The organism is Streptomyces sp. NBC_01261 (assembly GCF_036226385.1).
Classification (GTDB): Bacteria; Actinomycetota; Actinomycetes; order Streptomycetales; family Streptomycetaceae; genus Streptomyces.
In genome coordinates, this window is the sequence record NZ_CP108463.1 from 4115832 (window position 1) to 4130602 (window position 14771).

Annotated in this window: 8 protein-coding genes and 1 pseudogene; 4 read left to right on the forward strand and 5 right to left on the reverse strand. The window is 69.7% G+C overall.

Features of this window, described 5'->3' with window-relative positions:
• Positions 1-143 precede the first annotated feature (143 nt).
• Positions 144-1523, forward strand: a complete 1380-nt coding sequence (locus OG226_RS17690; protein WP_329347515.1) for an IS1380 family transposase — start codon at positions 144-146, stop codon at positions 1521-1523.
• Positions 1524-2579: 1056 nt separating this feature from the next.
• Here OG226_RS17690 and OG226_RS17700 read toward each other — a convergent pair.
• Together OG226_RS17700 and OG226_RS17705 are read right to left on the reverse strand one after the other, a co-directional pair.
• The gene (locus tag OG226_RS17700) at positions 2580-3155 is read right to left on the reverse strand and encodes a lamin tail domain-containing protein (RefSeq protein WP_329353424.1); all 576 of its coding nucleotides are present in this window, start codon (positions 3153-3155) and stop codon (positions 2580-2582) included.
• A 329-nt stretch (positions 3156-3484) separates the two neighbouring features.
• Positions 3485-5152, reverse strand: a complete 1668-nt coding sequence (locus OG226_RS17705; protein ID WP_329349431.1) for a chitinase — start codon at positions 5150-5152, stop codon at positions 3485-3487.
• 254 nt (positions 5153-5406) lie between these two features.
• Between OG226_RS17705 and OG226_RS17710 the strand changes: the two genes are divergently transcribed.
• Positions 5407-6741, forward strand: a complete 1335-nt coding sequence (locus tag OG226_RS17710; protein WP_329349432.1) for an acyltransferase family protein — start codon at positions 5407-5409, stop codon at positions 6739-6741.
• Positions 6742-6866: 125 nt separating this feature from the next.
• Here the strand turns inward: OG226_RS17710 and OG226_RS17715 are convergent, their stop codons facing one another.
• Positions 6867-9257, reverse strand: a complete 2391-nt coding sequence (locus tag OG226_RS17715; RefSeq protein ID WP_329353425.1) for an endonuclease/exonuclease/phosphatase family protein — start codon at positions 9255-9257, stop codon at positions 6867-6869.
• 409 nt (positions 9258-9666) lie between these two features.
• Positions 9667-10764 (reverse strand): hypothetical protein, encoded by a 1098-nt coding sequence (locus OG226_RS17720; protein ID WP_329349433.1) that lies wholly within the window; start codon positions 10762-10764, stop codon positions 9667-9669.
• Here OG226_RS17720 and OG226_RS17725 point away from each other — a divergent pair.
• Positions 10747-12063: pseudogene (locus OG226_RS17725) on the forward strand (beta-ketoacyl-[acyl-carrier-protein] synthase family protein); the annotation flags it as partial. The gene OG226_RS17720 and the pseudogene OG226_RS17725 overlap by 18 nt on opposite strands.
• Before the next feature lie 484 nt (positions 12064-12547).
• Here the strand turns inward: OG226_RS17725 and ku are convergent.
• The gene (gene ku / locus OG226_RS17730) at positions 12548-13588 is read right to left on the reverse strand and encodes a non-homologous end joining protein Ku (protein WP_443066894.1); all 1041 of its coding nucleotides are present in this window, start codon (positions 13586-13588) and stop codon (positions 12548-12550) included.
• A gap of 67 nt (positions 13589-13655) precedes the next feature.
• Here ku and ligD point away from each other — a divergent pair, with 67 nt between their 5' ends.
• Entirely contained in the window at positions 13656-14537 is an 882-nt protein-coding gene (ligD, locus tag OG226_RS17735; RefSeq protein ID WP_329349435.1) for a non-homologous end-joining DNA ligase, read from the forward strand.
• The last annotated feature ends 234 nt before the right edge of the window (positions 14538-14771 follow it).

Sequence of the window (14771 nt, forward strand, 5' to 3'; positions counted from 1 at the left end):
CAGCCCAGACCCTCGTGCTAACCTCGCGCTTTCGCGAGTGGGCCTGTCCGGGTCTTGATCAAATAAGCGGAGAGTGCTGCTGACCTGCAACGATGGGACTTGTCGAGGGTCCTGTCAGCTGCGAGGAAAGAAGCACTCTCCAGGTGAAGAAGCGTAGCGGGTCGTATCCGCGTGTTCGTGTCGAGGGCGGCGGCCGTGGGGTGGTCTCGCAGGCCGGGGCGGTGCTGCTGGTCGAGACGGTCCGCAAGTCCGGGCTGGACACCGCGATATCGGCTGCACTGGCACCGTGGCGCAAGCCGCGGGCAGTGCACGATCCGGGGAAGATCCTGCTGGATGTGGCCCTGGCCGTCGCGCTCGGCGGGGACTGTCTGGCCGACGTCGGCATGCTGCGGGCCGAGCCCGACGTGTTCGGCCCCGTGGCCTCCGATCCGACGGTCTCCCGTCTCGTCGACGCTCTCGCTGCAGCCGGCCCGAAGGCTCTCACCACGATCCGGTCGGCGCGGGCCGAAGTACGGTCGCGGGTCTGGGAGTTGGCCGGTGCGGATGGTCCGTCCGCCGGTGGCAGCGTGGTCGTGGACATCGACGGCGTCCTCGTCCTGGCGCACTCCGAGAAGCAGGATGCCACCCCAACGTGGAAGAAGACCTTCGGCCATCACCCGCTCGTCGCGTTCGTCGACCACGGCGAGACCGGTTCCGGGGAACCGGTGGCCGCGCTGCTGCGGCCAGGCAACGCCGGCTCCAACACCGCCACCGACCACATCGAAACGGCCCAACTCGCCCTGGCCCAACTGCCGGAACACCTGCGGCGGGGCCGCCAGACCTTGATCCGCACCGACTCCGCCGGCGGCACCCACACCTTCCTCGACTGGCTCTCCCGCCGGGGCCGGTGGCTGTCGTATTCCGTCGGAATGACCATCACCGACGCCCTCCACCAGGCCGTACTGAAGATCCCGAAGAGGGCATGGACGCCGGCCTACGACGCGGGCGGCACCGAGCGGCCCGGCGCCTGGGTCGCGGAGATCACCGACATGCCCGACCTGAGCGCCTGGCCGAAGGGGATGCGGCTGATCGTCCGCAAGGAACGCCCGCACCCCGGCGCCCAGTTGCGCTTCACCGACCTCGACGGACTGCGGCTGACCTGCTTCGCGACCAACACCAAAGGCGGCCAACTCGCCGACCTCGAACTACGCCATCGCAGACGGGCCCGCTGCGAAGACCGCATCCGAAACGCCCGCGCCACCGGACTGCGCAACCTGCCCCTGCACGACACCGCCCAGAACCAGATCTGGCTGGAGATCGTCCAGATCGCACTCGACCTCCTCGCCTGGATGCCGATGCTCGCCTTGATTGCAGAAACCCGCCGCTGGGAGCCCAAACGGCTTCGCCTGCGGCTGTTCTCCGCCGCCGCCCAGCTGGTCACCACCGGCCGCTGCCGCTGGCTCCGCTTCACAGCCCGATGGCCCTGGAGGGATGTGATCACCCGCGCGATCCAGCGACTCGGAGCCCTGCCGAACCCCGGCTGACCAGCGACTACGACCATCCCGACGAACCAAAGCAACATCCCGGAGCCGTGGAACCCCGGCGCCCACCCGACGCGACAGCCGGGCCACCAACCTGCCCCAGCCCACGAAATTCCGCACCACGCAAGCACAGAGCCCCCGTCAACGAACCGACGAGGACTCATGAATGATCGAGGCTAAGAGGGAATTCGGACGGAACGCGTGATGCGTGCATCCATTACTGCCACTGCACACAACACAGAAGGTGCACCTCACAACTGACGGCCATCGACGCACGGCCGAGACGTCACGAAACCCCCGACCAGTTGGAGCCCGCGGGTTGCAGATCGGGGCTCCCCGACTGAGAGGAGTCGACCGCGCAACGGGACCCGTCCAGCCGTGACACGGCATTGAGCTGGGCAGGCAGGACCTCGCGCAGTCACTGCCAGACTCCCGCCTCGTTCCGGTCCCACCGCATGTCCGGCACGGGCCACGGCGACGTTCCGCCGCCGGATCGAACGCTCAACTCCCGTCCCAGGCATAGCCTTTAGAGGCGACCCGCGACTTTGGGTTAGGCATATACGAGCCCCGGGCTTCTAGCAGTCCGGATCTTCCGTCCACCTCGGACTGAGGACCTGTTGCCCGGGCCGCCGACCCCAACAAGCTGGCCAGCCAGTCCACTTGGCTCCGCGGTCTCCCCTACTCGTCCGCCCGGTACAGCCTGGTGTCCTTGTTCACGAACAGGTGGACGTACCCGCAGTGCCAGCAGATCAGGCCGGTGGCGTTCTCGTCGGCCCAGGCCAGTTTCATGAATTCCATGTCGGTGCTGTTGCGGAGGACGCCCCGGTCGCGGAACAGATCTCCTTGACAGGCCTGGCATTTGACACAGATGTCTCCCACCGCTGCGCGTACCGGCTTCTTCGCCATCGCGTGAGCGCCCCCGTCCCTGCCGGGTGGTCGGGACCAAGCCACTCACACCTGCCCCGGCGCAAAACCAAGCGGCGCGCCACCCCTGGTTGGGGAAGCGCGCCGCCGGAATTGCGTCACCGCCTCGGCGTCATGACGCCGTAGCGCAGGTGATCAGTGGTGGCCGCCGCCGCCGTGACCGCCACCACCGTTGTGACCGCCACCACCGCCGTGACCGCCACCACCGTTGTGACCGCCGCCGCCGTGGCCGCCGCCGTGGTTGCCCCAGGACTCGTCGTCCACGAGGCGGCGGTGGTCGTTGCGGAGGGTGGCGGTGTCGGAGTGGTTGTCCCAGGTGTAGTTGTGGCGGTCCTGGTAGAGGTCGCGGTTGGTGTCGCGGCCGACACCGGTGTGGACGCGGACGGTGGCGTGGCCGTCCAGGCGGTAGTGGTGGAAGGTGTAGGTCTGGCCGTCCTTGTTCGAGAGCTTCCAGCCGTCGAGGTTGACGGCGCTGCGGGTGTGGTTGGTGATCTCCACCCACTCGTTGTTCAGGGAGCGGTTGGAGCGGTCCTCCGGTCCCGGAGAGTCGTACTGCACGCGGCTGATCTCCACGTTCGCCCGGACCGCGTGGTGGTCGGCGGCGGTCGCCGGCAGTGCCGCCGCGCCGACGAGAGCGCCGGCGGCCAGAGCGGCTGCGGCCAGACGGCGGACGGACACGGAAGGTGAAGAGGTCACGGGTTCCCCCAGCATGGTGCGGGCACTTCCCTGGATACGGCTACGGCCGGACCCCGGGCTGTGCGGTGTGCGGGTGGCGGCCTGTTGGCCGCACACCCACACCTTCTCCACCGGGCGGACCGGATATGAGCGATACATGAATCGTGTTACGAGTCAGTCGTATTTCCGTGACTGTCGGCTGTACCGTCCATTTATGTGCGTGATGCACCAGGTTGACGCCCCGGCGAGCGGACGGGCCTTGCGGGCACTGGACCGGTTTCCGCTTTCGCCACGGTGCGCCACCCCAGGCCCGCCGCGAGCGTCACCCGAAAGTGAGTAACGGCGGGCCGCCCACCTGCACATCGTTACTGGTAGTAACAGTACTTCGCCGTTCCTGATGCCGGGTCACCGAACACCCCGTTGGTGCAGGGAGTGCCCCCGTTGAACGAGCCGTAGAAGTACTGGCCGTTCGCCCCGTACGCCACCTCGTGCGTGCCGGAGAAGGAGCAGGCGCCGTTCTCCGCCGCGCAGTTCGTCCAGGTCGCGAACGTCGGGGGTGGCGAGACGACGTAGCAACTCTTCGGCGTGCCTGGGATCGGGTCGCCGAAGACCGTGTTGGTGCACGGGGTGCCGCCCGGCAGGGTGGCGTAGCGGTACGAACCCGCAGCGCCGTACGCGACCGTCATCACGCCGGAGAAGGAACAGGTGTTGTTCTCAGATGCGCAGGGGGCCCAGATGTTGGTTGCCGGGGGTGCCGCTTCCGCGTAGCAGGACTTCACCACTCCGGATGTCGGGTCGCCGAATACCGCCGTGGTGCAGGGAGTTGAGCCGGTCGCCGTCGTGTAGTCGAAGCGGCCGTTCGCTCCGAAGGCCACTGCCGAGGTGCCGTTGAGTGCGCAGGTGCCGTTCTCGCTCGCGCACTGGGTCCAAGTCCCGGGCAGGGACTGGACAGTTGAGCCGGTGCCTCCGCCACCGCCGCTGCTGCCGGAGGTGAACGCCTGGAAGATCCGTGCGAAGTCACCGGAGTTCTGGCTGACGCCGCTGCAGGTGCTCTGGGCCGAAGTCGAGCCCGCGCAGCCGCCGTTGTCGCGGTTCTGCGACCAGTACGACGTCAGGGCGATCCCCCGCGAGGCGTCGAGGGCCTCGACGCTGCGGGCGTTGTCGAGGGTGAAGACCTCGCCGGCGCTGTCGTTCTGGCCGATCATCGGGGTGTTGCCGAGCTTGGCGTACGCGGCGGACGTGGAGATGCCGAACGCGCTCGCGACCTGGCCCGCCGCCGCGTCCACGGACGTGTTGGCCGCGTTGCCCATGTCGGTGCCCGAGGAGCCGTAGTCCATGGTCATCAGGTTGACGACGTCCGGGGTGAAACCGTTGGAGCGGGCGTTGTTGAGGACGTTCAGGCCGTCGCCCGAGAGGCCGCTGGGGAGGGCGGGGAGGGTGACGGAGATCGACAGCGCGCGGCCGTTGTTGGCGGCCCAAGTACGCACCTGGGCAAGGGCCTTGTCGCGACGGTCGATGCCGGAGGAGTTGGTGAGGGACGCCGACTCGATGTCGAAGTCGACGTGCGAGAGGTTGAAGGTGGTGATGACGTTCTCGATCTGCGCTGCCGCCGCCTCCGGGCTGGAACAGGAGTCGCCGATCTCGGTGAGCGCGGTGTCGGAGGTGTAGCCGCCGAAGGACACGGAGACGTCGCCGCCCAGGCCGCGGATGCCGTCGATCTGTGACTGGAGGGCGGACTGACCTGGCACCTGCCACTGACAGCCGGGGCCGTCGACGAACGCGGCGGTGAAGAACCTGGTGCCGTAGTTGTTGGCCACGTCGGTGAGGGAAACGTTTCCCGAGCCCGCGTCGAAGTACGGCGCGAAGACGTGGGCGGGCCAGGCGTTCGGGGCGGAGGCCGCCGACGCGGGGGCCGCCGCGGTGAGACCGGCGGCCGCGAGGGCTCCGGTCAGGAGGGCGGCGGAGAGGAGGGAGCGGGAAAGAGAACGGGCGAGGGAACGGGTGAGGGAACGGGATCTCGATCGGGTACGCATGAGCGACCTCCACGGGGGGACGGGGGGTGAATCGATTCAATCCCTGCGCAATATTGGTGCAGACCAATTCGCTGTGCGGGCTCAGGGAAGCAGCGTTGACAGGGGCGAGTCAAGGCAAGGGTGGGTCAAGGGGTTCGGGGAGCGACGGCGGATCCACCGCGGATCGGCGACGGGTGTCGTGACGGGCACGGATTGGTTGCGGGACGGCGCCGCTCCCCCACAACTGCCGTACACCGGCGGCACCATGGCCTCCCATGGGGGACTTGAGCGGGGGCAGCGGGGGCCGGGATCGCTACGTCGACTTCTTGCGGGCGTGGGCGATCGTGCTGGTGGTGTTCGGGCACTGGCTGATCACCGGGCTGGTGCGGGACCCCAACGGGGTGATCACCGCACCGGAGTTGCTCGCCACCGTGCCCTGGACCCAGTGGCTGACCCTGGGGTTCCAGATCATGCCGCTGTTCTTCCTGGCCGGCGGGCATGCCGTCGGCGGCTCCTGGGCGCGGGCCCGGAACGAGGGCCGTACGGCGACCGGTTGGGTGGGGCAGCGGGCGCTACGGCTGCTGCTGCCCGCCGGGGTGTACAGCGGGCTGGTGCTGGTCGCCGTCTCGATCTGCTCGGTGGTCGGGGTGGACCCCGGCATCCTCGCGCTCGTCGGGTGGGCGATGGCCATGCAGTTCTGGTTCCTGCCGGTGTATCTGCTGCTCAGTGCCGCAACTCCCGTTCTGCACGCGGCACATCGGCGGTGGGGGCTGCGGGTGCCGGTGGTGATGGGGATGGTCGCGGTCGGTGCCGACGCACTGGTGGTCGCCGTGCACGTGCCCTTCGTCGGGCTGCTCAACTACGTGCTCGTGTGGGGCGTCGCCTATCAACTGGGTTTCTGCTGGCGGGACTTGCTGCTCACCGAACGGTCCCCCGCTACCGTCTTCATGGCCGCGGGCGGCGTGGTCGCCTTCGCGGCGCTGGTCTCTGTCGGGCCGTTCCCGGTGAGCCTGATCCTGGTGACCGGGCAGAGTCCCAGCAACACCAATCCCCCGTCGGCGGCCATGCTGGCGTGGGCAGTTGGGCAGGTCGGGGTCGCGCTGCTGCTCGCGCCGGTGCTTCGGCGGTTGCTGGAGCGCGAGCAACTCTGGGGACTGGTGAGGCCGTTGGGCGGCGCCAGTATGACGCTGTACCTGTGGCACATGCTGCCGGTGCTGGTCGTCGCCGCCGTCTTCTATCTCACCGGGCTCGCTCCCGAACCGGCCTACGGGTCGGCGAGTTGGTGGGCGCTGCGGGTGCCCTGGCTGGTCGTGCTGGGGGTGGTGTTGGTGGGGGTCGTAGGGGTGCTGCGGCCGTTGGAGCGTGGGCTCGCGGTGGTGTACGAGCGGACGCGGCCGGGTGATCTGCCGCTTGAACTCCCGCGTCGGCCTTGGGCGTTGTGGGGTGGGATGGCGGCGAGTGTGAGTGCGCTGATCTGGTTCGCGGGGCATGGGTTCGCCTATGGCGGGCGGTTCCCGGTGCTGCCTGCGTCGGGGCTTGCGGTGGGGGTCGGGTTGGTCGTGGTGACGGGGCGGAGTGGGGCGGACCGGGGTGTGCGCCTCGGCGTCTGAGGGGCTTGTGTCGTCTTGCGAGTGCGGGTCCGCTGTGGCTGGTCGCGCAGTTCCCCGCGCCCCTTGGGGGTTGCTGCCGGGCTGGGTTCTTCCCTTGGTCTCCGCCCCGTCACCCTTCAACAGCGCTAGTGCCTACGGCACTTCGAGAGGTCGATGCGGACGATCTGGGGGTCGTGGTCGCTTGCCTGGTTCGCGAACTCCGCGTTGATGTGGACGACGTCGTAGTTGAGCGACGTCACCGCTGGGCTGGTCAGGATGTGGTCCAGGGTCTGGGAGTTGCCGTCGTAGACGTAGGTGTAGCGCTCGGCGGCGGGGAGGGTGGTGATCAGGGGCTTGAGGACCTTGCCGGCCGTCAGGGTGGTCACCGTCCGGGAGAACTCGTAGTCGTTCAGGTCGCCGAGGACGACCGCCTTGGCGTTCTTGTCCGCCGCGAGCAGGGACTTGACGAAGGTGTTGACCTCCGCCGCCTGGGCCGCGCGCTGGGTCTCCGAGCTGCGGGCCGGGGGCTGGTAGCGGCCGTGGATCGGCTGGTCGCCGCCCTTGGAGATGAAGTGGTTGGCGATCACGAAGACCTGCTCGCCCTGGAAGGTGAACTCGCCGACCAGCGGCTTGCGGCTGTCCTCCCAGGCCGCGTTGGTCGGGTCGATACGGCCCGGGGAGTAGGTGAGTTCGACGCCCTTGCGGGTCTTCACCACGCTCGTGGCGGTGGTCGCGTCGCCGCCCTTGTGGTCGGTGAACGAGACCCGCTTCGGGTTGAAGAGGAAGACCTGGCGGATGTTGCCGCCGGGCTCGCCGCCGTCCTGGTTGTTGGTCGGCGAGATGTAGCGCCACTTGTACGCCGGGCCGCCGGCCGCACGGACCGCGTCCGTGAAGCGCTTCAGGGTGCCCTCGGCCGTCACCGTGCCGTCGTTCGTCGCGCCGTTGTCGTCCTGGATCTCCTCCAGGGCCACGATGTCGGGCGAGTTGAGGTTGACCGCGACACCCTCGGCGAGCCGGTCGAACTTCTCCTGGGTGTCGAGCGCGTCCAGGTTCTCCACGTTGTACGTGGCGACCGCGAGCTCGTCCTTCTTCTGACGGCGGGTCACTTCCTGCTTCAGGCCCTTGTCGACGAGGGTGCCGAGCCGGGTGGCCTGGACGTTGTAGCCGCCGTAGGTGGAGTAGTCGAGGGGGCCGGTCGTGGTTCCTGACAGTTCGTCACCGACGTTGGCCGCGGGGAAGGTTGAGGTGGTGTCGAGCGACATCACCTCGATACGGCCGGTGTTGGGCTGATCGTAGGACGAGTACAGGGTGCCGCCGCGTGCCGTGGCGCTCTCGTTCGGCTTGACCGTGACCCACAGCTCGCCGTACGCGTCACTCGCGCCGACCACGCGGGCGTCGGCGAAGGTGACCCGCATGCCCTCCAGGGACTCGTGGAAGTCCTGGGCGTAGACGGTGGGTTGGAGCGCGAGGGACTCGATGCTGCCGCCGGACGCGGTCGGGATGTAGGCGTCGGGGACCGAGGTCGCGTCCAGTGTCATGGCGTCCGGCAGGGCGTTGCCGCCGGAGAGGACCGTGGTGGTCGGGCCGGTGATCTCGGTGTTCGACTGGCTGGTGCTGCTCGGGTAGTACTCGCTGACCTTGCCGGTGACCAGAACCGAATCACCCGCCGCCACAGTGGGCTTGGCGGAACCGGTGTAGACGAACACCGCCTCGCTGGTGCGCGGGTCGGTGTCGGGGGTCGGGTCCTGGATCCAGTAGCCGAGGGAGCCGCTGGAGCGGACGCCGGTGACGACGCCCGGGACGCGGGTGACCGTCTGCCCGGCGTACGGCGAGAGGCGGGTCGTGCCCTGGATGTCGTGGACGCGGACGGTGCCGGGGTCGGTGGGCGAGCCTCCGTCACCGCCGCCATCGCCACCGCCGTCGCCCGAACTGGGCGTCTGGCCCGCCGAGTTGACCGGTGACGGGGTGCCGGCGGTGAAGTCCGCCGCGTTGTCGTCGGTGTCGGCGAGCGAGTCGGCGCGGGCGACGGCGGCCGTGTTGGAGGCGCCGGTGGCCGGGCCGCTGCCCTCGCGGACGACCGCGGTGCCGTAGCCCGCGAGGTCGACGATGCTGGGGTCGGCCGCGCAGTCCGCGGCGGTCTTGCAGGTCAGCGCCGTGGTGCCGGAGACCAGGGCGATCGTGCCGGAGGTGGCGCTCATGGCGATCGAGCCGGTGGCGTCGGTGGTCGGCAGCGCGGTGGTGCCGCCGCTGCCGGTGCCCTCGCCGACCAGGTAGCGGGCGCCGGGGGCGATCGCGCCGGTGAGGGCGGTGACCTGCCAAGTGGAGCCGGAGGAAGGCGTACCGGGGAGGTACTGGACGCTGTAGCCCGACAGGTCGTAGGCCGTCGAACCGGCGTTGCCGAGTTCGACGAAGTCCCGGGTCAGGGTGGCTCCCGAGTTGCCCCCGCCGCCGTACACCTCCGCAACGACCGCCGATGCGGAGGGAGTTGCGGACGCGGCGGGCAGGGCGGTGAAGGCGAACGCTCCCGCCGCGCCCACCGAGACGATCGCTTGGGCGGTGCGGCGGGCGCGGGGTCTGCGCCCTTCAGGTCTGGACACGCTGGCGGTCTCCTCGTACTTCGTGTAGCTGCCGATACGGGGTGCCTGTGGGGAGTCGGCTCAAGTTACGCGCGTAGAAAGGGAGTTGCCAGAGGGGCCCGCGTTAAATCCAGGGAACAAGTGAGTGCGGGGACGGGCGTTACGGCCATGAAAGTGATGTTCCACACATAACACCGGCGGACAACTGGACAACTCGCCCTATTTCAGCGGACCTTGAAAGCTCCCGGGGCGCAACAGGTTCATTTTTCAACCGTGGCTTTTTCCGGTTTCGTCCAGTTCACTCGGGATGGTTTGCCGTAGGGCATAAGCCCGTTCCGTCCCCCAGGAAGCGTGTATCGATATGTCCAATTCATCCGATTCGTCGCAAGTCCCGTTCGCTCCGCACCCGGTGTCCGCCGCCGAGGTCATCCCGGGTGATCTGATCGCCCTGACCCCGGCCGACGCCGAACGCGCCTGCTGGTACGTCGTCACCCACACCCTCCCCGAGACGCCCGAGACGATCCGCGTCACCCTGCGACCGCCGCTCGGCGGCACGGACCACGACGAGGTGCTCGGCCGCGACCGCCGGGTGATCAGCGGGTGCCGACGACTGGACGTCGGGGCGGTACCGCGACTCGCCTCCGACGACCTCGCGTCGGCCGAGTTCCGGGAGGGCGACCGGGTGAGTTCGTTGCGGGTGGTGGATCCGGGGGCGGGCGAGGTGTCGTACGTGCGGCGCTGGGGGGTGTGGCATCGGGATCTGGACGGGGGGTCGGGGGATGACGTTCTGAGCGATGCGGAGGTTCGGGGGTGGGGTGCTTCGGGGGTTACGGGGGCTGGTGTGGGGGGCGGCTCGGAGAGCTCGGGTGCGGATGCGGGGGTTGGTGTGGGGACGGCGGGTGCTGGTGCGGGTGGTCCGGGTGCTGGTGGGGAGGGTCCGGGTGCTGGCGGGGAGATGCAGGGGGCCGGTGTGGGGACGCCGGGTGCTGGTGCGGAGGGTCCGGGTATTGGTGCGGGGGCGCCGGGTGCTGGCGGAGAGACGCGGGGTGCTGGAGCGGGGGCGCCCGGTGGTGGCGTGAGGGCGCCGGGTGCTGGCGGGGAGACGCGGGGTGCCGGTGCGGGGGCGCCGGGTGCTGGTGCGGAGGGTCCGGGTATTGGTGCGGGGGCGCCGGGTGCTGGCGGAGAGACGCGGGGTGCCGGTGCGGGGGCGCCGGGTGCTGGTGCGGGGGCGCCGGGTGCTGGCGGAGAGACGCAGGGGGCCGGTGCCGGGACGCCCGGTGGTGGCGTGGGGGCGCCGGGTGCTGGCGGGGAGACGCGGGGGGCCGGTGCGGGGACGCCGGATGCTGGTGCGGAGGGTCCGGGTATTGGTGCGGGGACGCCGGGTGCTGGTGGAGAGACGCAGGGGGCCGGTGTGGGGGCGCCGGGTGCTGGTGTGGGGGGCGGTGGTGAGTTCGTCGTACGGCATCATTCGCGGCCGGAGCGGGTGGCTGCCGTGGGTGGGCCGCGGCGGGTCGTGGTCACCGGGCTGGGGACCGTGACGCCGCTCGGGGTCGGGGTCGACGAGTTGTGGCGGGGGCTGCTCGACGGGCGGCACGGGATACGGGAACTGGAGGGTGAGGAGTTCGCGGAGCTGCCCGTGCGGGTGGCCGGGACCGTGCCCGTCGATCCGGCGGAGCTGCTGCCGCGGCAGGCGGCTCGGCGGATGAACCGGGCCGCGCAGTTCGCGGTGCTGGCCGCGCGGGAGGCGTGGGGTGACGCCGGGTTCGTGGCGGGCGGCACGCGGGAGAGCGGGCTCGATCCCGAGCGGGTCGGGGTCAGTCTCGGGGCGATCCTCGGGGACGCGTCCGTGCTCGTCGGCGGCGACCGCAAGCTGCGGGACAAGGGGCCGCGCGCTGTCTCACCGCTCACCACGCCCATGACCGTTCCGTCGCAGGCCGCGTCGCAGGTCTCCCTCGACCTGCACATCACCGGCGAGGCCCGCACGGTCACCGCGGCGTGTGCCTCCGGCACGGAGGCGATCGGGGCGGCCATCGACCGCATACGGTACGGCCGTGTCGACATCGCCCTCGCGGGCGGGGCCGAGGCGGTCGTCACGCCGGCGATCATGGCGTCGTTCGCGGCGATGCGGGCGTTGTCCACGCGGGGGTTGGCGGACGGTTCGTCGCCGTCACGGCCGTTCGGGAAGGACCGGGACGGGTTCGTGAACGGGGAGGGCGCCGGGGTGCTCGTCCTGGAGGCCGAGGAACACGCACGCGCGCGTGGAGCGCGGATCTACTGCGAGGCCGCCGGGTGGGGGCTGTCCGCCGACGCGCATCACATGGCGGCGCCGGATCCGTCGGGGGCCGGGGTCGCGCTCGCCGTGCGGCGGGCGGTGCGGGACGCGGGCGGGCATGTCGCGGACGTCGTCCATGTGAACGCGCATGCGACGGCGACGGTGGAGGGGGATCTTGCGGAGGCGGGGGCGTTGCGGGCGGTGTTCGGCCGCAGAAACGTTCCTGTCACCGCGATCAAGGGGCATCTCGGGCATCTGCAGGGGGCCGCGGGTGGGGTTGAGGCTGTCGCGACGGTGCTGGCGTTGCATCACGGGGTGGTGCCGGCGACTTTGGGGGCGGTGGGTGAGCTGGACGACTCGATCGGGCTGGATGTGGTGACGGGGGTGGCGCGGGAGTTGCCTTGGGGCGCGGACGGGGCCGGGGATCTCGCGTTGAGCAACTCGTTCGGGTTCGGGGGGCACAACGCGGTGTTGGCGTTGCGGCGGGTGGGGTAGCGCTGCGCGGGGGGTGGTGAGGGGGTGCGGCTCGGGCTGGTTATTTTTCCGGGGGGGGCTTTGCCGGGGTCTTTGCCGGGGTCTTTGCCAGGGGTTTCTTCGCGGGCGCGGTGAGCTGGTCGGGGTGGTGGTCGCGGTGGCGGCAGTGGGTGGGGGTGATGCTGCGCGGGGACCGGTGAGGAAGCTGTGGCTCAGGCCGTTCGCCTGCGGGGAGTTGCCTTCTTCGCGCGGGACTTGGCTGGTGTCTTCGCCGGGGTCTACTTCGCGCTCGCGGTGGACTTCGCCGCGGTGGCGGGTGGGGTAGCGCTGCGCGGGGACCGGGTTCGGTTTTGGGGTGGGGGCGGGCTCGTTGTGGCTGGTCGCGCCCGCGCGGCGGAGCCGCCCATGAGTACAGCCCCGCGCCCCTGGGTTGGCTGCCCTGTGGGGTGTTCATGAGGGGTAGCCAAGGCCCCTGGGGCGCGGGGAACTGCCAGGAGGTCGCGGCTCAAGCCGTTCGCTTGCGGGGAGTTGCCTTCTTCGCCGGGGTCTTCTTCGCGGTCGCGGTGGACTTGGTCGCCGTCGTCTTTTTGGTTGTGCGCGTTGACTTCTTCGCCGGTAGCGGTGACTCGGACTGGGACTTCTTCGTCGTGGTCGTCTTTTTCGTGGCCGTGGAGGTCGACTTCTTGCCGGGGGTCTGTTTGGGGGTTGCTCGGGGGGAGATACGTCTGACCTCGGCCTTTGTTCCCGTTTGCTTGGTGTCCGGGTCCTCCCCCCGTGATTCCTTCGCCTCTCGGACGCTCTTCTCCAGGGCGGCCATGAGGTCGAGGACCTTCGCGCCGGGGGCCGGGGACGGGGTCGTCGCGGGCTGTTCGCCGGAGGCCTTCGCGGTGATCATTTCCTCTACCGCCTCGCGGTAGTCGTCGTGGAGGTCGGCGAGGTCGACCTCGCCCAGTGTGTCCATCAGGGCGTCCGCGAGGTCGAGTTCCTTGTCGCGGACGGTGACGTTCGTGTCGGGCGCGACGCCCTCGGGGACGCGGATCTCGTCCGGCCAGAGCAGGCCGTGCATGGCGATCACGTCGTCGACCACGCGCAGCATGCCGAGGCGTTCGCGGCCTCGTAGCGCGTACTTCGCGATGGCCACCTTCTGGCTGCGCTTCAGCGCCTCGCGCAGCAGGGTGTACGGCTTGGCCGCGGGGACGCCGTTCGCGGAGAGGTAGTACGCGGCGTCCATCTGGAGCGGGTCGATCCGGTCGGCCGGCACGAACGCCACGATCTCGATCGTCTTCGCCGTCGGGATCGGCAGCTGCGCCAGATCCTCGTCCGTGATCGGGATCATCGTGCCGTCCGCGTCCTCGTACGCCTTGCCGATCTCGGCCTGGGCGACCTCGCGGTCCTCCAGTTCGCAGACCTTGCGGTAGCGGATGCGGCCGCCGTCCTCCGTGTGGATCTGGCGGAACGAGATGGAGTGGTTCTCGGTCGCGTTCACCAGCTTGATCGGGATGCTGACCAGGCCGAAGGATATGGCGCCGTTCCATATGGATCGCACCTGCCGCACCCGCCTTCCGATTCCGGCTCGCGTCCGGTTCGTCACGTTTCCGTGGGATTCTCATCGTATGACGCCGATCACAGAGGTGGAGGGGCGAAGGGTCGCGCTCAGCAATCTGGACAAGGTGCTGTACCCGGCGACCGGATTCACCAAGGGCGAGGTCCTGCACTACTACGCGACCACCGCCGAGGTTCTGCTGCCCCATCTGCGCGACCGGCCCGTGTCCTTCCTGCGGTATCCGGACGGGCCCGAGGGTCAGGTGTTCTTCACCAAGAACGTGCCTCCGGGTACGCCCGACTGGGTCACCACCGCGGAAGTGCCCCGGTCGGAGGGGCCGGCGCGGATGGTGCTGGTGCAGGATCTGGCGTCGTTGATGTGGGCGGCGAATCTCGTCACCGAGTTCCATACGCCGCAGTGGGTGATCGGGGCGCCCGGTGTCGCCGACCGGCTTGTGTTCGATCTCGATCCGGGGGCGCCTGCGACCGTCGTGGAGTGTTGCGAGGTTGCGGTCTGGCTGCGGGAGCGGCTTGCGGTGGATGGGATCGAGGCGTACGTCAAGACGTCCGGGGCGAAGGGGTTGCATCTGTTGGCGGGGGTGGCGCCGGTGCCTTCGGAGCGGGCTGTCCAGTACGCGAAGGCGTTGGCCGTGGAGGCGGAGGCGGCTCTGCCTCGGCTTGTCGTGCATCGGATGACGCGGAGTCTGCGGGTGGGGAAGGTGTTCGTCGACTGGAGTCAGAACGCCGCGCGGAAGACCACGGCGGCGCCCTATACGTTGCGGGCTCGGGCGGCGGAGTGTGTGTCGGCACCGGTGACGTGGGAGGAGGTGTCGATGTGCGTGGACCCGGATCAACTCACCTTTACAGCAAGGGAGTTGGAGGTACGGCTGCTTGAGTACGGCGATCTGCTGGAACCGTTGCTCGACGCGGGACTAGCAGGATCCCTGCCTTGACGAGGGGTTACGTGGGGACACGCCTGGCTCTTTCGTAGGTGACCGTTGGGCAGCCCGCTTCTTGGTCAGTGTCGGGCTTCCGCGTCCCGAGTAAAGGGCGCTCCGCTGCGCTACGCGTCGCCTTCGGCGATTCCGCTGCGCTCCACCCTTGACTCGGGCCGCTCCAGCCCGTGGGAGAAGCGAGCGGGCGGCCCGGAGGAACGGGTGGCTCAGGGAGAGAGCCCGTTACGGCGG